Genomic DNA, 25,139 nt, shown 5'->3' with positions numbered 1-25,139 from the left:
CGTCCTTCCCGAGCGATTCCAGGTAGCGCATAAGTAGACTAAGCCGACATTTGACCCAGAATGGGGATTGGCGGATCAAGGGTGCGGAGTGGCGTCTTCCCGACCGGTCAGTGTGCGGAGGGTGGCTGGCCCGGCCTGCTCCGGACAGAATCAACAACGGGGTGTGGCACCGATCACAGCACCGACCGAAGCGGGAGGCAGTGGTGAGGACAGCGACACTGGGACCGGCCGAGCGCGCCGGAGCACTGGCACGGATGGCGGAACGCGAGCTGGACGTGCTGGTCATCGGCGGGGGCGTCGTCGGCGCCGGCACCGCACTGGACGCGGTGACGCGCGGACTGTCCACGGGCCTGGTCGAGGCGCGGGACTGGGCCTCGGGCACGTCATCGCGCTCCAGCAAGCTGATCCACGGAGGGCTGCGCTATCTGGAGATGCTGGACTTCGCGCTCGTACGGGAAGCGCTGAAGGAACGCGGGCTGCTGCTGGAGCGGATCGCGCCGCATCTGGTGAAGCCGGTGCCCTTCCTCTATCCCCTGCAGCACAAGGGCTGGGAGCGCTGGTACGCCGGCACGGGCGTGGCGATGTACGACGCGATGTCGCTCTCCTCGGGGCACGGGCGCGGACTCCCGGCGCACCGTCATCTCTCGCGCGGGCGTGCGCTCCGGGTCGCGCCCTGCCTGAAGAAGGACGCGCTTGTCGGCGCGTTGCAGTACTACGACGCCCAGATGGACGACGCGCGGTATGTCGCCACCATCGTGCGCACCGCCGCCGCCTACGGGGCGCACACGGCCAACCGGGCGCGGGTCGTCGGCTTCCTGCGCGAGGGCGAGCGGGTGGTCGGCGCGCGGGTGCAGGACGTGGAGGCCGGCGGCGAGTACGAGGTGCGCGCCCGGCAGATCGTCAACGCCACGGGCGTGTGGACCGACGACACCCAGGCCCTGATCGGCGAGCGCGGCCAGTTCCACGTCCGCGCCTCCAAGGGCATCCATCTGGTCGTACCGAAGGACCGCATCCACTCCACGACCGGGCTGATCCTGCGCACGGAGAAGAGCGTGCTCTTCGTCATCCCCTGGGGACGGCACTGGATCATCGGCACCACCGACACCGACTGGGATCTGGACAAGGCGCACCCGGCCGCCTCCAGCGCCGACATCGACTACCTCCTCGAACACGTCAACTCCGTCCTCTCGACCCCGCTGACCAGGGACGACGTGGAAGGCGTGTACGCGGGTCTGCGGCCGCTGCTGGCGGGCGAGTCGGACGCGACGAGCAAGCTGTCGCGCGAGCACACCGTCGCGCACCCGGTGCCGGGCCTGGTCGTGGTCGCGGGCGGCAAGTACACGACGTACCGGGTCATGGCCAAGGACGCGGTGGACGAGGCGGTGCACGGGCTGGACCAGCGGGTGGCGGACTGCGTGACCGAGGACGTGCCGCTGGTGGGCGCGGAGGGCTACAAGGCGCTGTGGAACGCGCGGGCGCACATCGCGGCGCGCACCGGCCTGCACGTCGCCCGGATAGAGCATCTGCTGAACCGCTACGGCTCGCTGGCGGAGGAAGTACTGGAGCTGATCACCGACGACCCGTCACTCGGCGCTCCGCTGGCGGCCGCCGACGACTATCTCCGCGCCGAGGTCGTCTACGCCTGCACCCACGAGGGCGCCCGCCACCTGGACGACGTGCTGACCCGGCGCACGCGGATCTCCATCGAGACCTTCGACCGGGGCACCCGCAGTGCCCGCGAGGTCGCCGAGCTGATGGCGCCCGCGCTGGGCTGGGAACAGGACCAGATCGACCGGGAGATCGAGCACTACGAGAAGCGCGTCGAGGCCGAGCGGGAGTCCCAGCGGCAGCCGGACGACCTGACGGCGGACGCGGCCCGGCTGGGCGCGCCGGACATCGTGTCGCGGTAGCGGCGCGTCACGCCCCGGGCCGCCCCGGGGCGTGACGCCGGTCCGTCCCGGCCGGGACGGTGTCACGCCCCGGGGGTCCGTGGGCCCCCGGGGCAGAACTCCGCCGTCAGCAGGGCTTCTATCCGCCGGGGCGCGTCCGGCTGGTCCGTGTTCAGCCGCAGCGTCAGCACGTGCCTGCCGTCCTCGGTGGCCGCGGTCCGCGCGTACGAGCCGTTGATGTCGCCGTCGTGGCCCCATACCGTCACACCGCACGGCAGCCGGGTCCCGTAGAGGCCCAGCCCGTACACCCCGTTCGTGTACTTTTCGTCCCGCATCTGGGCGAGCTGACGGGGTGGCAGCAGCCGGCCGCCGAGCAGCGCCGCGAAGAAACGATTCAGGTCACCCAGTGTCGTGACCAGCTCGCCCGCCGCACCCGCCCGGCTGGGATCGAGCGTCGTACTGTCCACGCGCTCCTCGCCCACCTGCGAGTACCCGCGCCCGTACGGCCGCGGCAGCCGCGGGTCGGTCCCGGGGAAGGACGTCCCCGACAGCCCCAGCGGCGCGATGATCCGGCGCCCGGCCTCCTCGGCGTACGAGTGCCCGGTCACCGCCTCGATGATCTGCCCCAGTACGAGGTAGTTGGTGTTGGAGTACGCGTACTGGGCGCCGGGGTCGGACTCCGGGGGATGGGCGAGCGCCGTCCGCACCAGCGCGTCGGGCGTGTAGGTGTCGTAGCGGTGCGCGGTGAAGCCGGCGCCGTGCAGCTCCCGCGACAGCACCGGGTCGGCGGTGTAGTTGTACAGGCCGCTGGTGTGGTCCAGCAGTTCGCGGACGGTGACCGCGCGCGGGTCCGTACGGCCGGGGGCGAGGTCCGGCAGCAGCCGGCCGACGGTGTCGTCCAGGGAGAACCGGCCCTCGGCGGTCAGCTGCAGCACGACCGTGGCGATGAAGGTCTTGGTGAGGCTGCCCGCGCGGAAGTGGTCGGCGGGCGTGATGGGCCGGTCGGTCCGCAGGTCGGCCACGCCCGCCGCGGCGAACCCCGAGGCGTACGTCCGGCCGTCACGGGTCGTCAGTGCTGCGGCGCCCGGTGCCTCCCCGTCCGCCAGCGCGCGGACCGCCCGCGCGGTCGCGGGCTTCGGTGCGTGCGCCGTGTCCTTCGGTGTGCCGGGCTTGCGCGGCGTACTCGGGGTGCGGGGCGGCGCGTGCCGCTCGGACGGCGAGGGGCGCGCATCCGGGCGCGGCGTACGGGGTGCGGGCGGTGGCGTACGTGTACCGGGACGCGGCTTGGCGGAGTGGCGCGCGCCGGGCGCATCCAGCGCAGCCGAGTGCGCCGGAGCGCGGTCACGGGCGGCACACCCGGCCGTGAGCAGCACGCCGAAGGCCGCCGCCAGCGCCGTCGCGCGGCTAAAATTCACGGATCGCAAGGTCAATCGGGACTCCCGGTCGTCGGGCCCATCATGACGGGTGCCCAGCGCGTACTCCTCCTGGCCCCGGGCCTTCCCCACCGCCACGGATGAGGGAGAATGAAGGCTCTGCCAGGGTGGGTTGTCCGAGTTGGGGCAGTTTGGTGTTGCGGTTGCCAACTCGGCTGGATTGCAGAGGGGATTCAGTGGGCGACGAGGACGCCAAGGACGGCGAGACGGGCAGGCTGCTCGCCGGCCGTTACCGGCTGGGCGATGTCCTCGGCCGGGGCGGGATGGGCACGGTCTGGCGGGCACGGGACGAGGTCCTGGGCCGCACGGTCGCGGTCAAGGAACTGCGCTTCCCGGGCGGGGTCGAGGAGGACGAGAAGCGCCGCCTGATCACCCGTACGCTGCGCGAGGCGAAGGCGATCGCCAGGATCCGCAACCACGGCGCGGTCACGGTCTACGACGTGGTCGACGAGGACGACCGCCCGTGGATCGTCATGGAGCTGGTCGAGGGCCGCTCGCTCGCCGAGGTCATCCGCGACGACGGCGCGCTCACGCCGCGCCGCGCCGCCGAGGTCGGCCTCGCCGTCCTGGACGTGCTGCGCGCCGCGCACCGCGAGGGCATCCTGCACCGCGACGTGAAGCCGTCCAACGTCCTGATCGCCGACGACGGCCGGGTGGTGCTCACGGACTTCGGCATCGCCCAGGTCGAGGGCGACCCCTCGGTCACCTCCACCGGCATGCTCGTCGGCGCGCCCTCGTACATCTCCCCCGAGCGGGCCCGCGGCCAGAAGCCCGGCCCGCCGTCCGACCTGTGGTCGCTGGGCGGCCTGCTGTACGCCTGCGTCGAGGGCGTGCCCCCGTACGACAAGGGCTCCGCGATCGCCACCCTGACCGCGGTGATGACCGAGCCGGTGGACCCGCCCAAGAGCGCCGGCGCCCTCGAAGAGGTCATCTACGGCCTGCTGGTGAAGGACCCGGCCGGGCGGCTGAGCGACGAGGCCGCCCGCGCGCTGCTGACGGCCGCGGTCAACGCGCCCGAGGAGACCGCCGAGCCGGCCGAGAAGCCCGCCGAGGCCACCCGCATGATGGCGCTGCCGGCCCTGCCGCCGGAGCCTGCGGCGCCGCCAAGACCCTCCGCCGCCACCGCGGGCGCGGCCGCCGAGCCGGCCAGGGAGCGGATGCGCGGCGCCCTGAATTCCGTACGCAACGCCGCGGCGGCCGCCGCGGCCGCCCGCTCCGCGCCGAAGCCGGGCGGCACGCCGGCGTCCGGCCGGCCGGCCTCGGACACGACCCGGGCCTCGCTGACCGACGTCGTACCGAAGCGCACGCTCGTCATCGTCGCGGTGGTCGCCGTCCTCGTGGTCCTCGGCGCGGTGCTGGCCTTCGCGCTGAGCGCCGGGGACGACACCCCGGGCAAGGACACGGCCAAGGAGGCCGGGCCGAGCGCCGACGCGGCCCCCGCGTCCGACAAGCCGCAGGGCGAGCGGAACGCGAGCCCGCAGGCGAGCGACGGGACACCGGCCGAGCGGACGAGCGCGCCGTCCGAGGGCGACGCGAGCGACGGCAAGGACGACGCGGAGAAGGGCGACGACAAGGGCGGTGACGCCCTCCCGGACGGCTTCAAGAAGATCTCCAACGGCCGGTTCCACTTCACGATGGCGATGCCCGAGGGCTGGAAGCAGACCGGCACGGCGGGGCAGAACTCGGGCGGCATCTACAGCGCGTCCGGCGGGTTCCCGCGCATTCAGGTCGACTTCAACTCCAAGCCGAGCAACGACGCCGCCGCGGCCTGGCGCAGCCTGGAGCCCGCGGTGCGCGGCAGCAGCTCCGGCTACCACCTCATCGGCATCAAGAAGGCCGACTGGCGGGACTACCCGACCGTCGCCGACTGGTCGTTCACCCGTGAGCAGCGCGGGCAGAAGGTGCGCATACTGAACCGCGGCTTCAAGGTCGACGGCGGCCACGGTTACGCGATCATGATCACCTGCAAGGCGGGGACCTGGCCGGACAAGGAGTGCCGCCAGCTCCGGGAGACGGCGTTCCGCACGTTTGCTGTGAAGGACTGACGGGCTTCGGCCTTGGGGGAGAGCCGGCCTCTGATTCCGGCACCCGCGTAACTGCTGTCCCGCGCGTCCGTATGAGGGACTGATCATTCCGCCCGCTCCGGTGGCAGAAAGCCGCCGGGGCGGGTGATTGCTGTTGCGCCGAGCGGTCCCCAGGTGGACCCGGGACACGTATCGTGGCCTCACATAGACCGTACGCGGCCGCATTTCGGCAGTATTGCGACTGGAACCGACCACGGACCGCTGTGCCGGGGGGAAAGAACGGTCCAGCGGTTGGCCGCGGGCATCGCGCGCACTGGGGAGGCGTCGTGGACGAGTACGCGGGGCGAGTGCTCGCCGAGCGCTATCGCCTTCCTGTGCCGCCGCCGGACGCGCCCGAGCCGCTCCTGACCCGCGCGCTGGACACGCGCAGCGGGCAGCAGGTGCTGGTCCGTCAGGTGCCGCTCCCGGAGGTCGTGGACGCGGAACTGGTCGACGAGTACGACACGGGGGCCGGGGGCGGCCAGGGGTACGGCGGTGAGGGGCGTGGGCGGCGTACGGGTGCCGGTGCCGGTGCCGGTTTCGGGGCCGGTTCGGGCGGGGGCTCGCGGGCCGACCGCGATCCGTCCGATCCCGTGGTGCGGCGCGCCCTGGAGGCCGCGAAGGCCGCCGCGCGCATCCCGGACCACCCTCGGCTCGACCAGGTTTTCGACGTCTTCGCGCAGGACGGCAGCCTGTGGATCGTCAGCGAACTGATCCCGGCCCGGCCGCTGTCGGCGCTGCTCGCCGACCGCACGCTGTCCCCGCACCGCGCTGCGGAGATCGCCGCCGACCTCCTCACCGCCCTGCGCACCGTGCACGCGCACGGCTGGACGCACCGCAACATCACCCCGCGCACGGTCCTGGTCTGCGACGACGGCCGCGTCGTCCTCACGGGCCTGGCCGCCGGCGCCGCGGAGGAGGCCCTGTGCGGCTACGACCCGGTCCCCCGCGAGTCGGAGCCGCCACCGGGGGCGGTACGCCCGGGCGTCGTACGGGAGTGGCGCGCGGGAGGCGGGGCTGCGTCCGGTGGGGGCGTGCCGGGTTCGGCTGCGCCTGGTGGGGCTGTGTCGGGAGGGGCTGCTCCTGGTGGGGCTGCTCCTGGTGGGGCTGCGCTGGGAAGGGCTGTGCCCGGTGGGGCTGCGCCGCAGGGTGCGGCGCCCGGTGGGGCTGCATCGCAGGGTGCGGCGCCCGGTGGGGCTGCGCTGGGAAGGGCTGTGCCCGGTGGGGCTGCATCGCAGGGTGCGGCGCCCGGTGGGGCTGCATCGCACGGTGCGGCGCCCGGTGGGGCTGCATCGCACGGTGCGGCGCCCGGTGGGGCCGTGCGTGGCGGCTCTGCTGGGGTGCCCGGGGCGCGTACGCCTTCGGAGGCGGGGCCGCGGGTGTCCGCCGCGTCCGGTGGGGGACGCGGTGGGGTGACGCAGGCGGTGCCGGGGCCCTCCGGGGGGCCTGAGCGCGATGACTCGGGGCGCGGCGCCGCGGGGGCCGGTGCGGCGGAGGACGATCCGCGGCGGGCGCGTGCCGGGGCGATCGCCGCGTACCGGGCGGGGGCCAGGGCCGCGGCGGCGCGCACGGCCGGTCCGGGGAACCGTTCCGCCTTGCCGCCGGGGCCGCCGGGCGTACCGGGCCGCCCCGGCCCGTCCCAGGGCCAGCCCGCCGCAACGCAGGGCCGCACCGCCGTCCCGCCGGGCCCGCCGGGCGTGCCGCCGAGGCCCGCGGGCGCGCCGCAGCACGGGCGGCCCGGTGCCGTGCCGCCCGCTCCCCGGCAGCCGGCCGCGCCGGGCAGTGCCGCGTACGGAGGCGGGCTGCCGGGCCCGGTGCGCAGGCCGCAGGGCGGCACGCACGCGCTGCCGACCGGTCCGCAGAACCGCCCCGCGGGCTCGGCCGTGCCGCCGCAGAACCGTCCCGCCGGTACGGCGACCGGCGTGAAGGGCGTGGAGGGAGGGCCGGGCACCGGTGTGCACCCCGGCGCGGCGCCGGGGAACGCGCTGGAGGCCGAGCGGGCGCGCCAGGCGCGGATCACGATGGTCGGCGCGGTCACCGAGCGCTGGGCGCCCGAACAGGCCGGCCCCGTCCACGCGAACTGGCAGCTCGCGCCGCCCGTCGGCCCGCCCGCCGATCTCTGGGCACTCGGCGCCCTGCTCTTCCGCAGCGTGCAGGGCCACGCCCCGTACGCCGAGGAGAGCGCCGCCGAACTGGTCCAACTGGTGTGCGCCCGCCCGCCCGCGCACGCGGAGGAGTGCGGCGCGCTGCGCCCGGTCGTGGAATCGCTGCTGCGCCAGGACCCCACCGAACGTCCCGACTTCGAGGAGCTGCGCGGCTGGCTGCGCTCCCTGGTACGCGCGGCACCGGAGCCGGAGGCCGGCCGCGCGGTCGTGACCGTACCGGCCTTGGAGCGGGGCGCCGACCCGCGCCGGCTGCCGATCGTGCGCCGCCGCGGCGAGCTCGTACGACGCGGCCGGCACAAGAAGCCGCGCCCGCGCCGCGAGCGCCCGCACGGTACCGCGGCGCCCACCGCCCACCCGGCGCCACCACCTCCCGCGCGCCCGGCACGGCCCCCACGCGCCTACGACGACGCCCGTGACCACGACCGCACCCGGCAGCGCGAGCCGCGGCCGGACCGCGACCGGACGCCCCGCGGCGGCCCGCGCCGCCTCGGCATGCTGCTGCTCGGCCTCGTGCTCCTGCTGGTCGTCGGCGCGGTGGTGGTCGCCGCGGTCTTCCTGCCCAGCAACGGCACGGACCCGGAGGGCGCGGGGAACACGCGGAGCAGCGTGCCCAGCGGTACTGATACCGGCGCGCCCGCGCCCGACCCGGCGCAGTCGCAGCCGGACAGCGCGGACCCGAGCAGTACCCACCCCCGGACCACCGCACCGGACGGCCTGGCCGACGGCTTCAAGATGCGCGACGACCCCGAGGGCTTCCGGATCGCCGTGCACGAGGGCTGGCAGCGGCACGCCAAGAACTCCGAGGGCCAGGTGCGCTACACGAAGGGCGCCTTCACGCTTCTGGTGGTGCCGGGCCGGGACACCGCGAAGCGGTTCGGGTCCGACCCGATGGCGTACCAGCAGGACAAGGAGGCCGAGCTGGCGCCGTTCCGCGACGCGAACTGGACCTCGTCCTCGGGGCTGCGGCGCACCGACGTCGGCCGGACGGCCATGGCGGAGGGCACCTTCACCTGGGGCGAGGACAGCGGCTCCGCCACGTACGCGCGCAACATGGCGCTCCTGGAGGGCGGCCGCTACCACCTTGTCCTGGTGATCGGCCCGGACCGCGACCGGGCCGAGGTGGACCGCTTCTACGAACAGGCGTCGACGTCCTTCCGCCCCTGAGCACCGGAGCCGGAGCCGGAGCCGGAGCTGGACCCGGAGTCGGCGCAGGCGGCACCGTGCGCGCCCGGTGCGAACCGGGCGCGCAGCTCGCCCTTCAACACCTTGCGCAGCGTCGCGCCCCGGGGGAGCGCGTCCACCCGCTCCACCCGTTCGGGCACCTTGTGCGGCGCCAGCCCGCGCTCTCGTAGCCACGCGCCCAGCGCCTCCGCCGTTACCGGGAGCGCGCCGTCCCGCTGTTCCACCACCGCGCACACCAGTTCCCCGCGCTCGGCGTCCGGAAGCCCGATGACCGCGGCGTCCCGGATGTCCGGATGCGGCTGCAGCAGGTCCTCGATCTCCCGGGCCGAGACGTTCTCGCCCTTGCGGATGATGATGTCCTTGAGCCGCCCTGTGACGACGAGCCGCCCCTCGGGGGTGAGCCGCCCGAGGTCGCCGGTGGGCAGGAACCCGTCGGCGTCGAACGGGTCCGGCTCGCCGAGGTACCCCTGGCACACGGCGGGGCCGCGCAGCCGTATCTCGCCGTCCGCGCCGATGCGGATCTCCATGCCGGCCGGCGGCCGCCCGTCGGCCGTGGCCAGGTCCGCGTCGTCGTCGAGCGGGTCGCCCATGGTCACCATCGGGGCCTCGGTCAGCGCGTACCCGTGGGTGAGGGCGCAGCCCAGCTCGCGGACCACCTCGTAGTACAGCCCGGGAGGTTTGGGCGCCCCGCCGCCCGCCAACAGACGCAGGTCGGGGAGGAGCGGTCCGGAGCCGGCGGCCCGGCGCCGCTGTTCGGCGAGGAAGAGCTGGTAGAAGGCGGTGGAGCCGCCCGCGATGGTGACGCCGTGCCGGCGGTACGCGCCCAGCGCTTCGGGCAGCGCGAAGTGTTCGAAGAGGACGGCCGGGATGCCGTGCCGCAGCAGCATGACGGTGTAATCGGGGCCCGCGACGTGCGCGTACGGGAACGCCATCGAGCCCACGTCGCGCGCCCGCACGCGCAGCGCGCGCCCGAGGTCGGTGCCGGCGGTGAGCAGCGCCCGGTCGCAGTGCAGGACGCCCTTCGGGCCCGCGGTGGTGCCCGAGGTCCAGTAGATCCAGCGGGTCTCCCCGGGGTCGGCGGGCGGCGGCGGCAGGCTGCCGGGGTCGCCGTCGGGCAGCACGTCGTACACGTCGGCGACCGTGAGCGGTCCGGGGCGCCGGGCGGCGATCCGGTGGCCCATGGCGGTGTGGTCGAAGCCGCGCCAGGTGCCGGGCGTGAGGAAGAACTCCGCTTCGGTGCGGCGCAGTACGTGTGCCACCTCGTGGTCGCGGTAGAGCGGGACGACCGGGCTCTGGACGGCGCCCAGCCTGGCCAGGGCGAGGGTGAGCAGCACCGTTTCGATACGGGTCGGCAGCTGCCAGACGACCCGGGTGCCGGCGCGCACGCCGCGCGCGTTCAGCCCGGCCGCGACCCGTTCCGCGCGGGCGCGCAGCGCGCCGAAGCCGATGGATACCTCGCTTTCCGGAACGTCCCTCGCCTGTATGAGCGCGGTGGCCTCCGGAGTGCGGTCGGCCCGGTCCACGACCAGCCCCCACAGGGTCTCGCCCGCCATACGCCCTCCAGGTGTACCGGTAACTGACGCTCCATCAGATTCTGGCCGGAGCGTAAGGGCGTGTGCCTTGTCGGTCCAGGGGGCGGGGGCTAGCCTGCGTCCAGTAACTGACTACCCGTCAGATATTCGTCGGGTGACGAGGGGACAGGGGACTCCCATGGAGCTACCGCGCATCATCAGCGTCGACGACCACGTGATCGAGCCCGCGCACCTCTTCGAGACCTGGCTGCCGGCGAAGTACCGGGACCGCGGGCCCAGGCCGCTCACCGCCGGCATCGGCGAGCTGGCGTACGTGGGCGGCAAGTACGTCATCACCATGGACCCGGACGGCCCGCCCACCGACTGGTGGATCTACGAGGACCTGAAGTTCCCGTACAAGCGCAACATCGCCGCCGTCGGCTTCGACCGCGACGAGATGACGCTGGAGGGCATCACCCGCGCGCAGATGCGCCCCGGCTGCTGGGACCCGGCCGAGCGCCTGAAGGACATGGACCTCAACCACGTCGAGGCGTCCCTGTGCTTCCCGACCTTCCCCCGTTTCTGCGGCCAGACCTTTGCGGAGGCGCACGACAAGGAGGTCGCGCTGGCGTGCGTGCGGGCGTACAACGACTGGATGGTCGAGGAGTGGTGCGGCGACAGCGGCGGCCGGCTGATCCCGCTGTGCATCGTGCCCCTGTGGGACATCGGCCTCGCCGTCCAAGAGGTGCGGCGCAACGCCGCGCGCGGGGTGCGGGCGGTGACGTTCAGCGAGATCCCCACCCACCTCGGACTGCCGTCCATCCACAGTGGCTACTGGGACCCCTTCTTCGCGGCCTGCGAGGAGACCGGCACGGTCGTCAACATGCACATCGGGTCCAGCTCCCAGATGCCGGCCGCGTCCCCCGACGCGCCGCCCGCCGTGCAGGCCGCCCTCTCGTTCAACAATGCGATGGCGTCGATGATGGACTTCTTGTTCAGCGGCGTCCTGGTGAAGTTCCCGCTGCTGAAACTCGCGTACTCCGAGGGGCAGATGGGCTGGATCCCGTATGCGCTGGAACGGGCGGACGACGTGTGGGAGGAGCACCGGGCCTGGGGCGGGGTGCGCGACCTGATCCCCGAGCCGCCCTCGACGTACTACTACCGGCAGATCTTCTGCTGCTTCTTCCGGGACAAGCACGGCGTCGCCTCACTGGACGCGGTCGGCCGGGACAACGCGACCTTCGAGACGGACTACCCGCACGTGGACTCGACCTTCCCGCACACCAAGGAGGTGGCGCTCGACCACGTGAAGGGGCTGGACGAGGAGACCGTGTACAAGCTGATGCGGGGCAACGCGATCCGGATGCTCGGCCTCGGCCTGGACAAGTGAGGCCCGGGTGGACCTCACGTACACGGACGAGGAGGAGGACTTCCGGGCCCGGCTGCGCGCGTGGCTGCGCGAGGTGCTGCCGAAGCTCCCCGCCCGGCCCGCCGCCGCCGACTGGCCCGGCCGCAGGGCCTACGACACGGCCTGGCAGCGGCTGCTGTACGACGCGGGGTACGCGGGGCTGCACTGGCCCGCGGACGCCGGCGGGCAGGGCGCGACGCCCACCCAGCACCTGATCTTCCTGGAGGAGACCGAGCGGGCGGGCGCTCCCTACGTAGGCGCGAACTTCGTCGGGCTGCTGCACGCCGGGCCCACCATCGCCGCCGAGGGCACCGAAGAGCAGCGCGCCCGCTGGCTGCCCCCGATACTGCGCGGCGAGGAGATCTGGTGCCAGGGCTTCAGTGAGCCGGACGCCGGTTCGGATCTGGCGGCGCTGCGTACGAAGGCGGTGCGGGACGGCGACGCCTACGTGGTCAGCGGCAGCAAGATATGGACCTCGCACGCCGAGGTCGCCGACTGGTGCGAGCTGCTGGTGCGCACCGACCCCGAGGCGCCGCGGCACAGGGGCATCAGCTGGCTCGCGATGCCCATGGACGCGCCCGGCATCACGGTACGGCCGCTGCGCACGCTCACGGGGACCGCCGAGTTCGCGGAGGTCTTCCTCGACGAGGTGCGGGTGCCGGTGGCGAACCGCCTCGGGGCCGAGCACGACGGCTGGCGGGTGACGATGGTGACGCTCTCCTTCGAGCGCGGCACCGCCTTCGTGGGCGAGGTGGTGGCGTGCCGCCGGGTGCTGGCGGAACTGGCCCGCGCAGCGCGGCAGAACGGCCGCTGGGACGATCCGGTACTGCGGCGCAGGCTGGGGCGGCTGGCCGCGGAGTTCGCCGCGCTGTGGCGGCTCACGCAGTGGAACGTCAGCGAGGCACAGCGCAGCGGCGGTGTGCCCGGCGCCGGCGGCTCCGTCTTCAAGCTGCGGTACTCGCACGCCCGGCAGGAGCTGTACGACGCGGCCGCCGAGGTGCTGGGCGCCGGGTCGCTCGACGCGGACCAGGAGTGGATCGCCGACCGGCTCTCGGCCCTCTCGTACACGATCGCCGCCGGCACCTCCCAGATCCAGCAGAACATCGTGGCCGAGCGGCTCCTCGGCCTCCCGAAGGGACGCTGACCGTGGACTTCCACCTCACCGACGACCAACGGGCGCTGCGCGCGGGCGTGCACGAAGTGCTGGCCCGGCGCTTCCCCCGGGAGCGGCTGCGCGCGGCGGTGGACGCCTGCGAAGCGGCGGACGGCGGACCTGTACTGGACCGCGCCCTGTGGCGCGAGCTGGCGGCCGCGGGCTTCTTCTCGCTGCTGCTGCCCGAGGCGGACGGCGGCGCGGGGCTCGGGCTGCCGGAAGCGGTCCTGGTGCTGGAGGAGGCCGGGCGGGCGCTGCTGCCGGGGCCCTTGGTGGCCGGGGTGCTGCTGGCCGGTGCGGTGGACGGGGCGGCGGCCGGCGAGCGGGTCGCCGGGCTGTGCGACGCGGCGTCGGCCCCGGCGCTGTGGGAACACCCGTCCGACTGCGATGAGGTCATCGTGGTGGCGGAGCGCGCTGCGTACCGGTGTGCGCCGGACGGTCTGCGGACGGCTCCGGTGCGCTCGGTGGACCCACTGACGCCGCTCGCCCGGCTCCTCGATGGCCCGTCCGGCGCACCGTACGCGGCGGACGTCCCCCGCTTGCGCCGCGAGGCGGTGCTGCTGACCGCCGCGCAGCAGCTGGGCGGGGCCGCGCAGGCCCTGGAGGCGGCGGTGGCGTACGCGCGGCAGCGGGAGCAGTTCGGGGCCCCGATCGGCTCCTTCCAGGCGGTCAAGCACCTGTGTGCGCAGATGCTGGTACGGGTGGAGCTCGCCCGAAGTGCCGTCTATGCGGCCTCTGTCACCGAAGATCCGGCCGAGGTGTCCGGTGCGAAGCTGCTCGCCGACGACGCCGCCGTACGCAACGCCCGCGACTGCCTTCAGGTGCACGGCGGCATGGGATTCACCTGGGAGGCGGACGTGCACCTGCTCCTGAAGCGGGCCTGGCTGCGCGCGGAGAGCTGGCAGTCGGCGGCCGCGGGGGAGGAAGCGCTGGCGACGGCGTTGGCCGACGGTCATATCGCTGTGTGACGGCCGTTGAGCGGAATGTCGGACTCCGCACGGATGAGCGGTCACGCTGCGTCGATATCGGGTTGTGTCCTTCGCGTGACTCGTTACGCGGGGGAGTCGGTGCGGCGCTCGGGTACGCTCGCTCGGGTGCGAGTGGTTCTGAGGCGCAACTGTCCCGGCGTTGCCTGCGAGGCATCTCCGGGGCGCGGGATGCGTACCGCTCGTGCCGGGCAGGGGCCCGCGAATCCCCTGCGTTCGACTCCCCGCACTGCGCGTCGCACAGTATGCAGCACGCATACTCCCTTCCGCTGGAATATGCCTGAAGCGCTTGTTGGGGTGACTGAACGTCAACCATGCTGTGCTTCATCGGGATCACGCACCGTGATCCCGTGGAGGCGCGAGGCGATGTTTCCGCCGGTTCGGATGGTGTGAGCGGTGCAGGTGCTTCAGGTGCAGTTGGAGGTGCGGCCCGACCCCGCTGAGGTGGGGCGGGCCCGCAGGTGGGCCCGGTCGCGGCTGGCCGGGTCCGGCATAAGGGCCGACGAGCCGCTGGCGGAGACGCTGATCCTGCTGGTCTCCGAGCTCGTCACCAACGCCGTGGTGCATGCCGGCTCGCACGCCGAGCTGCGGCTGCGCTTCTCCGGCGCGGGGCCCGTGGTCGGGACGGTGCGGCTGGAGGTCGTGGACGGCAGCGCCCGCCCGCCGAGGCCGCGGCGTGCGGAGGGCGACGACACCAACGGCCGCGGCCTGGAGCTGGTCGACGGGCTGGCCGACCGCTGGGGCTGGCAGCCCGAAGGGCCGGGCAAGCGCATCTGGTGCGAGGTGGACCGCGGCCGGTCGCTGCTGATGGCGACGGGGTCCGAGCCGGGCGCGTTGGGGGCGTACGAGCAGCCGTGTGCCGTCACAAACAGGATGTAACGGAAAAAGTCCAGACCAGGTGTTGACGAGACGTGGCACCTTGATCACGCTTGGGGCAGCGATTCGCCGCGAGGGGACGCCGAGGGTACGGGGGAGACGCCCCCTTGGCGAGTGCGGGTCGCGCCCGGAGCCGGGTGGCGGTCCGCGGTGCCGCGCTCGGGGTGCGCATGAGCGCACCGCCACCTTGGCCGGGCGGCCCTTCCGCGGGCCCGCCGCGGACGGCTCCCGCTGGAGCACCGCTACGGGGCCGGGCTCCCGCTAGAGCACCGCTACGGGGGCGACCGGCGCCCCGGAGCCGCCGACGAATGGCTCCGCCACCGCCGAGAGCAGGAAGGCGTAGCGCCCCTCTGTGGCGCAGGCCGCCGACAGCTCCTCCAGGTTCCAGTTCTGGCCCTGCAGCAGACCCATCTCCACGAGGTGCAGCGCGTGCACGGGCATCCACAGGTCCGCGATCTCCGGCGGGAAGATCTCGAAGGTGAGGGTGTCGTTGGCGACCGCGGCCACGTCGCGGGCGTGGAACCACTCAGGAGTACGGACCGACAGCCCCGGTGAGGGGAACGCGTACCCCTGCTTGTCGCCCGCCAGGTAGCGCCGCAGCTGCCCGGTGCGTACGAGGACGACGTCACCGGCGCGTACGGCCGTGCCGGCCAGCTCCTCGGCGGCCTCCAGGTCCTCGGGGGTGACGGCGTGCGCGCCGTCCAGCGGCCGGTCGCCGCCGCCGTCCCGTACGCGCGCCACGTCCAGCAGCACGCCGCGGGAAAGCACCGGAGGGGCCTTCTCGATGCCGAGCGCGGTGGCGCCGGCGTGGGCGGTCACGGCGGTGGCCGGGCGGCCGTTGTAGAGCTTCCCCGAGTGCGAGACGTGCGTGAGGCCGTCCCAGTGGGTGGCTGCCTGCAGGCCCATGGTCACCACGTCGTCGCTGGTCGCGACCGTGTCCGGGCCGAAGATCTCATGGTTGACCGCCACCATCGTGTGCAGCGGGTTGACCCGCCCCGGTATGGCGCCGGTCTGCACGCCGTCCTGCAGAAGCGGCAGCGCGAGCGGGATGCGCAGGCCGCTGCGGACGGTCGCGGCGGCGGCGCGCACCACGTCCGCGGTGATCAGGTTCAGCGTGCCGATCTCGTCGTCCGGCCCCCACCGCCCCCAATTGTTCACACGTCGGGCGATCTCGTGGAACTCCGGCGGCAGGGGCATGTGCCCTCCTCGGGGGATTCGGTCGGGTCGTGGGGCTTGTCTTCGTACCGCGCCTGCTCAAAAATCTAACGGTCCGTCAGAAACTGCGGGAAGGGGCGCGGCATGGGGAACTTCTTGACCGGCAAGGTGGTCGCCGTCACGGGGGCGGGCCGCGGCATTGGGCGGGCCGTGGCGCTGGCGGCCGCGGCCGAGGGCGCCAGGGTGATCGTCAACGACTACGGCGTCTCGGTGGACGGCAGCGAGCCCGGCAGCGAGGTCGCCGCCGGGGTGGTGAAGGAGATCGAGGCGGCCGGCGGCGAGGCCGTCGCGGTCGCCGACGACGTCGCCACGATGGACGGCGGACAGCGCATCGTGGACACGGCCCTCGCGCGCTACGGGCGCATCGACGGCGTGGTGTGCGTGGCCGGCATCCTGCGTGAACGGATGCTGTTCAACATGTCCGAGGCGGAGTGGGACCCGGTGATCGCGACGCACCTCAAGGGCACGTTCACGGTCTTCCGGGCGGCCGCCGCGGTGATGCGGCGCCAGAAGGCGGGCACCCTCATCGGCTTCACCAGCGGCAACCACCAGGGCAGCGTCTCCCAGGCCAACTACGCCTCGGCCAAGGGCGGCGTCATCTCCCTCGTACGCAGCGCGGCGCTGGGGCTGCACAAGTACGGCGTGACCGCGAACGCCGTGGCGCCCGTCGCGCGCACCCGTATGTCCGCCGGCGTCCCCATGGAGCTCAAGGAGATCGGCGAGCCCGAGGACGTCGCTGCGCTCGTCGTCTACTTGCTGAGCGAGCGCGCCAAGGGGGAGGGGATCACCGGTCAGGTGTACACGGTGGCCGGGCCGAAGATCGCGGTCTGGGCACAGCCCCGGGAGCTGCGCGCGGCGTACAACGAAGGCCCGTGGACGCCCGAACGGATCGCCGACTTCCTCCCGGGGACGGTCGGCACCGACCCCATGCCGCTGCTGGACCGCCTGGAGGCGATGGCGGCCGCCGCGGCCGCGAAGGAACGCCCGAATGCGTAGCCGGGCCACGGCGGCCCAGAACAGCTTTCCGGGGGACTTGGCGGGGGAGAGGCGGGCGTCGTGCGGGGTGTGATCTTCGATGGCGAGGCGCCGCGGTTCGTGACCGACCTGGAGGTGCGCGCTCCGGGGCCGGGCGAGGTCCTGGTCGGCATCCGCGCGGCGGGGCTGTGCCACAGCGATGTGTCAGTGGTCGATGGGACGATTCCCTTTCCGGTGCCGGTCGTGCTGGGGCACGAGGGCGCCGGGGTCGTCGAGGCCGTGGGGGAAGGGGTTTCGCATGTGGTGCCGGGGGATCATGTGGCGCTGTCCACGCTCGCCAACTGCGGGGCGTGCGCGGAGTGCGACCGGGGACGGCCGACGATGTGCCGGAAGGCGATCGGCATGCCGGGCCAGCCCTTCCGGCGCGGTGATACGCGGCTGTACAGCTTCGCCTCCAACTCCGCGTTCGCCGAGCGCACGGTGGTCAAGGCCGTCCAGGCGGTGAAGATCCCCGCCGGCCTCCCGATGGCCTCCGCCGCGCTCCTGGGGTGCGGCGTGCTGACGGGCGTCGGGGCGGTGCTCAACCGCGCCCGGGTCGGCCATGGCGAGTCGGTGGTGGTGATCGGGTCCGGCGGCATCGGGCTGAACGTCCTGCAGGGGGCCCGTATCGCGGGTGCGTCGACGATCGTCGCGGTGGACGCGAACGCGGCGAAGGAGGCGGTGGCACGGCAGTTCGGCGCGACGCACTTCGTGGACGCGTCGGCGCCGGCCGGCACCGTGGCGGCGGTGCGCGACATCCTGCCCACGGGCGCCGACCACGCCTTCGAGTGCGTGGGCAGCGCCCGGCTGATCCGGCAGGCGGTCGACCTGCTGGACCGGCACGGCCAGGCGGTGCTGCTCGGCGTCCCGCCGGCCGACGCGGAGGCGTCCTTCCTGGTGTCGTCGATGTACCTGGACAAGGCGATCCTGGGCTGCCGGTACGGCTCGTCGCGGCCGCAGCGGGACATCGCGCTGTACGCGGAGCTGTACCGCACGGGGCGGCTGCTCCTGGACGAGCTGGTCACCCGGACGTACCCGGTGGAGGACTTCGCGAAGGCGGCGGCGGACGCGGTGGAGGGGAGGCTGGCGCGGGGAGTGCTCCTCTTCTGATCCTTGAGTGGCGTGCCTGGCCCGATCCTGATGGATCGTGGCCATCTGGCCACTCGAGGGTGGCGGGTCGCTGCCCGAAACTGATCGGGTGACGCAGACTCCTCCCGAGCTCCGAGAAGCCATTCCGGCGGCGACGCCTCCCACGCGCCGCCGCCCGCACCGCGCGTGGTCCGTCGCCGCGGTCACCTTCCTCACCCTCATCGGCGCCGCCGGCTTCGCCTCGTTGCCGGGCCTGCTCATCGAGCCGCTGCACGAGGAGTTCCACTGGTCGCGCGGCACCATCGGGTTCGCGGTATCGGTGAACCTCGCGCTGTACGGGCTCACCGCCCCCTTCGCGGCCGCGCTCATGGACCGGTTCGGCATCCGCCGGGTCGTCGCCGCGGCGCTCGCCGTGATCGCGGCCGGCGCCGGGCTCACCGTGGTGATGACCGCCTCCTGGCAGCTGATCCTCTACTGGGGCGTCCTCGTCGGCCTGGGCAGCGGCTCCATGGCGCTGGCCTTCGCCGCCACCGTCACCGGGCGCTGGTTCGTCCAGCGGCGCGGCCTGGTCACCGGCATCCTCACCGCCGCGGGCGCGTCCGGCCAGCTGATCTTCCTCCCGCTGCTCTCCTGGATCGTCGAGGGCCACGGCTGGCGGCCCGCGGCCGTCACGGTGGCGCTGACCGCCGTGGCCGTCGTGCCGCTGGTGTGGCTGCTGCTGCGCGACCACCCTGCGGACGTGGGCGTGGCACCGTACGGCGCGACGGAGCTCGTACCGCGCCCCGCTCCGCAACGAGGCGCCGCCCGGCGCGCGCTCGGCGCGCTCGCCAACGCCGCGCGCACGGGCCCCTTCTGGCTCCTCGCCGGTACCTTCGCGATCTGCGGCGCCACCACGAACGGCCTGGTCAAGACGCACTTCGTGCCCGCGGCCCACGATCACGGCATGCCGATGACGCTCGCCGCCTCGCTGCTCGCCGTCATCGGGATCTTCGACATCCTCGGGACGGTCGCCTCCGGCTGGTTCACCGACCGCTTCGACAGCCGCCGGCTGCTCGCCGCGTACTACGGGCTGCGCGGCGTCTCCCTGATGTTCCTGCCCATGCTGCTCTCGGACGCGGTCCACCCGCCGATGCTCTTCTTCATCGTCTTCTACGGCCTGGACTGGGTCGCGACCGTGCCGCCCACAATTGCGCTGTGCCGCGAGCACTACGGGGACGACGCCGCGATCGTCTTCGGCTGGGTGCTGGCCTCCCACCAAGTGGGCGCCGCCCTCATCGCCTTCGCCGGCGGCCTCGCCCGGGACGCGCTCGGCACGTACGACCCGGTCTGGTACGCCTCCGGAGCCCTGTGCGCCCTGGCGGTCCTGATGGCACTGGTGATCCGGCGGCGCACGGAGCCGCAGATCAGCCCCTGAACTCGCGGAACTCCCCGAACATCCCCCGGTGGAACAGCAACGGCCCCGCGGCGGCCGCCGCCTCGTCCGTGCCGAGCGCGTCCACCCGGCCCACGACGACGAGGTGGTCGCCACCCGTGTGGACGGCCTGGACGGTGCAGTCGATCCAGGCCGGTACGTCCTCAAGCCGCGGGGAGCCGCTCACCGGCGCCGGCACGTGCCGTACCCCGGCGAACTTGTCGGCGCCGCTGACCGCGAAGCCGCGGCACAGCGCGCTCTGGCCCGCGCCCAGGATGTTGACGCAGAAGACCCCGGCCCGGGCGATCCGCGGCCAGGTCGTGGACGTGCGCGCCACCATGAAGGCCACCAGCGGCGGGTCCAGGGAGAGCGAGGCGAACGACTGGCAGGCGAAGCCGGCGGGCGCGGGACGGTCCGGGTCGCCGGGTGCGAGGCCGGCCGCGTCACACGGTTCGGGTCCGGTCGCGTCGCCCGGCGCCGTGATGACCGTGACGCCGCTCGCGAAGTGGCCCAGCACGCGCCGGAATTCGTCCCGGCCGACCGGGGCCCGCTCGTCCTCGCGTACGGCCCGCAGAGGCGCCCTGGAAGCCGTTCCCTGGGCATCGGGCACAGCGGACCCGGACGCCGCCGTGGCCGAGGCCGTGGCGCCGGCCGCACGCAGATAACGCACCGCTGTGGCCGCCATGCCGGCATGTCCCATCATGCTGCGCTCCCTTCCACGCCCTCATTGAATCTGATGGGCCGTCAGATAGGAAGGGTGGGGCGCGCGGGGCCGGGCGGGCTGCGCGGGCGGCGCCCGGTGGCGGATCACCGGCGGATCGAATAATTGTCGGTATTCGGTCGGTTGGCGGCGGATCATGCCGGGTATCTCCCTCACGGCCGCACCCGTATCGGATCCGGGGAGAGTTCCGCCGCATGACCGATGCGATGGCGTCGTCGTCCCTCCCGTCGCCGTCCTTCGACGACGTCTTCTGCGGGCTGCTGCCGCGGCTCTACCGCAGGGCGGTGCTGCTTGCCGGGTCCCGGCAGGCGGCGGAGGACATCGTGCACGAGGCGTACTTGAAGCTCGCCGGGCGTCCATACCGCTTCCTGGACCATCCGGAGCCGTACGCCCGGGCCTTCACGGCCCTGCTGAGCGTCGCCCGGGAGGCGCACCGCAGGGAGCGCCGGCAGGCGCTGATCGGCGAGGGCGGCCCGGAGGACGGGCCCGGCAGCGGCGCCCTCATGCGGGAGCTGCCCGGCGCCGGCTGGGACGGCGCACGGGAGCGCCGTCAGGCCGAGCTGGAAGCGGTACGGATGCTGAGCCGGCTCTCGCACCGCCAGGCCGGCCTGGTCATCCTCGTCGACCTGGACGGATACACCATCGGCAAGGCCGCCAGGATCATGAAGGTGCAGCGGTGCACGGCGGCCCGGCACCGGGCCCGCGCCCTGGACCGGCTGCGCGACTACCTCGCCGCTTCGCCGTACGACCTCACGGGGAGGTGAACACGCCGTGGAGAGAGACGACTTCGGGAACACGCACGTGGCCCCTGGGGACGGGCGGGACGAATCCGGGGACGGCCGGGGATGCTCCGGGGACGGGCAGTGGTGCCCCGGGGGCGGGCAGGGACATCCCCGCAGTGACCGCGCGCGCCTCCGGGGCGGGCGGCGGAACCCCCGCAGCGGTTACCGGAACGGGCCGGGACGCCGGAGTGCCGAAACGATATTGCGGGAACGTCTCCGGGCGGCCGACGCGGAAATCCAGCCACCGCCCGGGCTGTGGACCCGGATAGCCGAGTCCGCGCCCGCACCCGGCGCGCCCCGCAGCCCCCTGTCGTTCCTGCGCCGCCGGCCGCAGCTGATGACGGTGCTCTTCGCCGTGGCGGCGCTCGCCCTGGGCCTCGGCGTGTGGCGGCTCGTGGGAACGGGCAGCGAGCGCCCGGCGCCGCCCGGTCCCGGGACGGGGCTGGAGGTCACGGTGTACAACAGTGAGCCGGCGTGCGAGAAGTCGCGCACCGTACGGTGCGCGCTGCGCCTGGCCCGGGACCCGCACCAGGCGTACGCCGCCCCGGGGAACGCCGCGGGCCGCGTCTGGAACGGCGACCGGCTGGCCACGGAGTGCGTCCTCACCAACGGACGCCTCGTGCGGGACAAGGCGGGCACGGTATCCCACCGCTGGTACCGGGTGACCTCCGCGGAGGGCGCCGAGGGCTGGCTGCCGGGCGTCCACACCCGCGACGTCCACCAGGTACCGCTCTGCCCCAGTGGGGAGTCCTAGGCGCCCGCCCCGGTGGTGAGCGCTGGGCGGCTGCCTCAGTGGTGAGTTCCGGCGGGAAGCGGGCCCCTCGGGGTCAGCGGCCGCGGTACTCCGGTGTGCGGCGTGCCACGAAGGCCGCCACCCCCTCCTGCGCGTCCGCCGTCGTCATGTTGATCTCCTGAGCGGCGGCCTCGGCGGCGAAGGCCGCGCCGCGGTCGGTGTCCAACGAGGCGTTGACCAGCTGCTTGGTGAGGGCCAGCGCGCGTGTCGGGCCGGCCGCCAGCCGGTCGGCCCAGGCGGCCGCGGTCTTCGCCAGTTCGCCGTCCGGTACCACCCTGTTGACCAGCCCGAGCCGCTCGGCCTCGGCGGCGGGCAGCGCGTCGCCGAAGAACATCAGCTCCTTCGCGCGCTGCGGACCGATCAGCCGGGGCAGCAGATACGCGCCGCCGGCGTCGGGGACCAGGCCACGGCGCACGAACACCTCGATGAACGTGGCCGATTCGGCGGCCAGTACGAGGTCGCAGGCGAGGGCGAGGTGCGCGCCGAGTCCCGCGGCGGTGCCGTTGACGGCCGCGATCACCGGTTTCTCGCAGTCCATGACCGCGGTGATCAGCCGCTGGGCGCCCTGCCGGATCATCCGTGCGACATCGCCGGCGATCCGCTCGCTGCCGGTGCCGGTGCCGGTGCCGCTGCCGGTGCCAGTGCCGCTGCCGTTGTCGCCGGGCCGGGGCCGCAGGTCCGCGCCCGCGCAGAACGCGCGGCCGGCCGCGGTGATCACCACGGCGCGCACGGCCGGGTCGCCGGAGACTTCCGCGAGCCGCGAAATGATGCGTTCGCGCTGGTCGGGGGTGAGAGCGTGCATCGCCTGCGGGCGGTTGAGAGTGATCCACGCCACGCCATTGTCAGTGGTGTGGAGTATCAAGGATTCGGAGGTCCCGTCGGGACCGTCGGGGGAGGTCGTCATGGTCAAGCTGCTCCAGCTTCTGGCGTCGGCGTGGACACGGCTGCCGGTGCGGCAGGGAAGCGGACGCCGGCGTTCAATGGCAGACGGCGAGCGCGTCGAGGGCCACGGCGCCCTGGCCCTTGGGGAGGACGACCAGCGGGTTGATGTCGAGCTCGGCCAGCTGACCGTCCAGCTCCAGCGCCATCCGCTGGACCCGCAGCATGACCTCGACCAGCGCGTCGGTGTCGGCCGGCGGCGCCCCCCTGACCCCCTCCAGCAGTGCGTGGCCCCGCAGCCGGCCGAGCGCCGCGCGCGCCTGGTCCTCACCGAAGGGCGGCACGGCCACCGCGGTGTCCCGCAGTACTTCGACGAGGACGCCGCCCAGCCCGACGGTCACGGTCGGCCCGAAGAGCGGATCGGGCGTGACGCCGACGACCATCTCCACACCCGGCTCGACCAGTTGGCACACGAGTACCCCGTCCAGCGTGACGTCTTCGTAGCGCGCGATGTCCGTCAGCTCGCGGTAGGCGTCCCTGACCTGGCTGGCCGAGGTCAGACCGATCCTGACCAGGCCCAGTTCGCTTTTGTGGGCCAGCCGCGGCCCGGATGCCTTCATGACGAGGGGGTAGCCGACCTGGGCCGCCGCCCGGACGGCCCCCGCCGCGCTGGTCACGAGCTGTTCGCGGGGCACGCGGATGCCGTAGGCGCGCAGCAGCTGCTTCCCGGCGTGCTCGCTGAGCTGTTCGCCCGGGCGCAGCAGCGCCTGCGCCTTGCGCGCGGACGGCGAGGGGGTGCGCGGCGCCTCGTCGAAGGGGGAGCGGTAGGAAGCCGTGAAGCGGTGGTGTTCGAGATGGGCGCGGACGGCCGTGACGCAGTTGGCGAAGGTACGGAAGGTGGCCACCCGCGAGGAGCCGAGCAGGGTCCGCCGGTAGGCGTCCTCGGTGCCGACCGGCGAGCCCCACACCACGCACACCAGCTTGTCCGTGCGCTCCGCCGCGTCCACCAGGTCCTGCGCGAGCTTGTCGCTCATCGGCGGGAAGGGCCCGGTGATCGGGCAGATCAGGACGCCCACGGACGGGTCGGCGAGGATCGCGTCGATGATCTTCCGGCCGCGCCAGTCACCCACGGGGTGCCCGCCGTTGTCGATCGGGTTGGCGACGTTGAGGTAGTCCGGTATCCACTGGTGCAGCTCGCGCTGCCGGTCCTCGCCGAGCGTCGGCAGGTGCAGGCCGGCCGCCGTCGCCAGGTCGGCGAAGTGCGCGCCGGTGCCGCCCGATATCGAATAGACGGCGACGCCCTCGGCGGCCGGCGGGCGGGCCCTGGCCAGCAGCGCCGCGGTGTCCTGCAGCTCGTCCAGCCCGTCGACGCGGACCACGCCGAACTGCCGCATCGCCGCGTCCACCACCTCGTCGGCGCCGGTGAGCTTGCCGGTGTGCGAGGCGGCGGTGCGGGCGCCGGTCTCGGTGCGGCCGACCTTGACCGCGACGACCGGGACCTTGTTGCGGGCCGCGCGGTCGGCGGCGAGCAGGAAGCCGCGGCCGTCCTTGAGCCCTTCCACATAAGCGGCGATGGCGCCGACCTCGGGACGGGAGGCGAAGTAGGAGAGGAAGTCCGCGGTCTCCAGGTCGGCCTCGTTGCCGGTCGGGGCCCAGTGCGAGAGGCGGATGCCCAGCTCCTGGAGGGCGAAGACGGGGCGGCCCTGGTGGCCTGACTGCGTGATCAGCGCGATCGCCGGCCCGTCCAGGTCCTCGCGGAACGTCTCGAACGCGTTGAGGTTGGTGTTCGGGCCGAGCAGCCGGATGCCGGAGCGGGCGACGGCCGCGGCCAGCCGCTCCTGCGCGGCCGCGCCGTCGGCGCCGGTCTCCGCGAAGCCGGCGGCGAAGGCGACCGCGAACTTCACCTTGACGTCGGCCAGTTCCTCGATGACCGGCAGTGGATCGGCGACCAGCAGTACGGCGAGATCGACCTGTTCCGGCAGGTCGGAGACGGAGGTGTGACAGGCCAGCCCGAAGACGGAGGTGCGGCCGGGGTTGACCGGGTGCAGCCGGGCGCCGACCCGCTCGGCCCAGTCGATCAGTCGGCGGGTGATGCCGGTATGGGGCCGTCCCTCGCCGTCCGAGGCGCCGATGACGGCCACGGACCGGGGGCGGAAGAAGCGGTCCAGGTCCGGCACGGCCGCGGACAGCGGTCGCCCGCTCACGTCCAGGTCGCCGGTGCCGTCCCGGCCGCCGCCCGCGCCGGGGCCGCCGCCGACCTGCTCCGGGCCGGCCGTCCCGTGCACGGCCTGCGGTGTCGGGCCTCCGCAAGCCACGACCCGGGCGGGCCGCGAGTGAGTGGTGAGGGTGCCATGAGTGGATCCCAGCATCGCTACGCCGCTCCCGTCTGACCGCCGATTGGTACCTGACGCTCAGTCAGGTTACAGAACTGACGGCCAGTCAGGAATGGCCTGTGCTGGCCTTACTGGTCGTGCGCCACGGAGTTGCGCGGTAAGGGGAGCGCCTCCCGCCCCTTGCGCGCCGGCCGCTCTCTCCGCTGAACTGGCTCGTGTGACTGACGCACCGTCAG

18 protein-coding genes are annotated in these 25,139 nt (G+C 73.7%); 12 read left to right on the top strand and 6 right to left on the bottom strand.

Annotated elements, in window-relative coordinates; translation table 11 throughout:
• Positions 1-203: 203 nt before the first annotated feature.
• The gene (locus ACIGXO_RS19330) at positions 204-1,910 is read left to right on the top strand and encodes a glycerol-3-phosphate dehydrogenase/oxidase (protein ID WP_399787929.1); all 1,707 of its coding nucleotides are present in this window, start codon (positions 204-206) and stop codon (positions 1,908-1,910) included.
• Positions 1,911-1,972: 62 nt separating this feature from the next.
• On the opposite strand, the gene ACIGXO_RS19325 is transcribed toward ACIGXO_RS19330, so the two are convergent.
• Positions 1,973-3,304 (bottom strand): serine hydrolase domain-containing protein, encoded by a 1,332-nt coding sequence (locus ACIGXO_RS19325; protein WP_399787926.1) that lies wholly within the window; start codon positions 3,302-3,304, stop codon positions 1,973-1,975.
• Between the two features lie 194 nt (positions 3,305-3,498).
• Here ACIGXO_RS19325 and ACIGXO_RS19320 point away from each other — a divergent pair, with 194 nt between their 5' ends.
• Together ACIGXO_RS19320 and ACIGXO_RS19315 are read left to right on the top strand one after the other, a co-directional pair.
• Positions 3,499-5,367 (top strand): serine/threonine-protein kinase, encoded by a 1,869-nt coding sequence (locus tag ACIGXO_RS19320; protein ID WP_399787923.1) that lies wholly within the window; start codon positions 3,499-3,501, stop codon positions 5,365-5,367.
• 305 nt (positions 5,368-5,672) lie between these two features.
• Positions 5,673-8,714, top strand: a complete 3,042-nt coding sequence (locus ACIGXO_RS19315) for a serine/threonine protein kinase (protein ID WP_399787920.1) — start codon at positions 5,673-5,675, stop codon at positions 8,712-8,714.
• Here the strand turns inward: ACIGXO_RS19315 and ACIGXO_RS19310 are convergent.
• Positions 8,681-10,285: a class I adenylate-forming enzyme family protein gene (locus ACIGXO_RS19310; RefSeq protein WP_399787917.1), complete on the bottom strand. Its 1,605-nt coding sequence runs from the start codon at positions 10,283-10,285 to the stop codon at positions 8,681-8,683. The genes ACIGXO_RS19315 and ACIGXO_RS19310 overlap by 34 nt on opposite strands.
• A 157-nt stretch (positions 10,286-10,442) precedes the next feature.
• Here ACIGXO_RS19310 and ACIGXO_RS19305 point away from each other — a divergent pair, with 157 nt between their 5' ends.
• From ACIGXO_RS19305 to ACIGXO_RS19290, 4 genes are all read left to right on the top strand, one after another.
• Complete coding sequence (locus tag ACIGXO_RS19305) at positions 10,443-11,633, top strand: amidohydrolase family protein (RefSeq protein WP_399787914.1); 1,191 nt, start codon at positions 10,443-10,445, stop codon at positions 11,631-11,633.
• Between the two features lie 7 nt (positions 11,634-11,640).
• Positions 11,641-12,795, top strand: a complete 1,155-nt coding sequence (locus ACIGXO_RS19300) for an acyl-CoA dehydrogenase (protein WP_399787911.1) — start codon at positions 11,641-11,643, stop codon at positions 12,793-12,795.
• Positions 12,796-12,797: 2 nt separating this feature from the next.
• Positions 12,798-13,772 (top strand): acyl-CoA dehydrogenase family protein, encoded by a 975-nt coding sequence (locus tag ACIGXO_RS19295; protein ID WP_399787908.1) that lies wholly within the window; start codon positions 12,798-12,800, stop codon positions 13,770-13,772.
• A gap of 414 nt (positions 13,773-14,186) precedes the next feature.
• Positions 14,187-14,669 (top strand): ATP-binding protein, encoded by a 483-nt coding sequence (locus tag ACIGXO_RS19290; RefSeq protein ID WP_399787905.1) that lies wholly within the window; start codon positions 14,187-14,189, stop codon positions 14,667-14,669.
• A 258-nt stretch (positions 14,670-14,927) separates the two neighbouring features.
• Here the strand turns inward: ACIGXO_RS19290 and ACIGXO_RS19285 are convergent, their stop codons facing one another.
• On the bottom strand, positions 14,928-15,863 hold the full coding sequence (locus ACIGXO_RS19285) for a cyclase family protein (protein ID WP_399787902.1): 936 nt from the start codon (positions 15,861-15,863) through the stop codon (positions 14,928-14,930).
• A gap of 102 nt (positions 15,864-15,965) precedes the next feature.
• On the opposite strand from ACIGXO_RS19285, the gene ACIGXO_RS19280 reads away from it, so the two are divergent.
• The 3 genes from ACIGXO_RS19280 to ACIGXO_RS19270 all read left to right on the top strand — a co-directional run bounded on the left by ACIGXO_RS19280 (position 15,966) and on the right by ACIGXO_RS19270 (position 19,398).
• The gene (locus ACIGXO_RS19280; protein WP_399787899.1) at positions 15,966-16,877 is read left to right on the top strand and encodes an SDR family oxidoreductase; all 912 of its coding nucleotides are present in this window, start codon (positions 15,966-15,968) and stop codon (positions 16,875-16,877) included.
• Positions 16,878-16,937: 60 nt separating this feature from the next.
• Entirely contained in the window at positions 16,938-18,005 is a 1,068-nt protein-coding gene (locus tag ACIGXO_RS19275; protein ID WP_399787896.1) for a Zn-dependent alcohol dehydrogenase, read from the top strand.
• Between the two features lie 88 nt (positions 18,006-18,093).
• Complete coding sequence (locus tag ACIGXO_RS19270; RefSeq protein ID WP_399787892.1) at positions 18,094-19,398, top strand: MFS transporter; 1,305 nt, start codon at positions 18,094-18,096, stop codon at positions 19,396-19,398.
• On the opposite strand, the gene ACIGXO_RS19265 is transcribed toward ACIGXO_RS19270, so the two are convergent.
• Positions 19,388-20,098: a flavin reductase family protein gene (locus tag ACIGXO_RS19265; protein WP_399787889.1), complete on the bottom strand. Its 711-nt coding sequence runs from the start codon at positions 20,096-20,098 to the stop codon at positions 19,388-19,390. The genes ACIGXO_RS19270 and ACIGXO_RS19265 overlap by 11 nt on opposite strands.
• A 212-nt stretch (positions 20,099-20,310) precedes the next feature.
• Between ACIGXO_RS19265 and ACIGXO_RS19260 the strand changes: the two genes are divergently transcribed.
• A complete protein-coding gene (locus ACIGXO_RS19260) occupies positions 20,311-20,880 on the top strand; it encodes an RNA polymerase sigma factor (protein WP_399787886.1) in 570 nt (189 codons plus the stop codon).
• Positions 20,881-21,100: 220 nt separating this feature from the next.
• Entirely contained in the window at positions 21,101-21,652 is a 552-nt protein-coding gene (locus ACIGXO_RS19255) for a hypothetical protein (protein ID WP_399787883.1), read from the top strand.
• Positions 21,653-21,725: 73 nt separating this feature from the next.
• On the opposite strand, the gene ACIGXO_RS19250 is transcribed toward ACIGXO_RS19255, so the two are convergent.
• On the bottom strand, positions 21,726-22,595 hold the full coding sequence (locus ACIGXO_RS19250; protein ID WP_399787880.1) for an enoyl-CoA hydratase/isomerase family protein: 870 nt from the start codon (positions 22,593-22,595) through the stop codon (positions 21,726-21,728).
• Between the two features lie 73 nt (positions 22,596-22,668).
• The gene (locus tag ACIGXO_RS19245; RefSeq protein ID WP_399787876.1) at positions 22,669-24,939 is read right to left on the bottom strand and encodes an acetate--CoA ligase family protein; all 2,271 of its coding nucleotides are present in this window, start codon (positions 24,937-24,939) and stop codon (positions 22,669-22,671) included.
• Positions 24,940-25,139: the final 200 nt, after the last annotated feature.

It is taken from the genome of Streptomyces sp. NPDC053542 (genome assembly GCF_044544685.1).
In the GTDB taxonomy this organism is placed as follows: domain Bacteria; phylum Actinomycetota; class Actinomycetes; order Streptomycetales; family Streptomycetaceae; genus Streptomyces.
The sequence above is the reverse complement of the archived record's forward strand: the minus strand, read 5'-3'. Positions and strand labels throughout refer to the sequence as shown.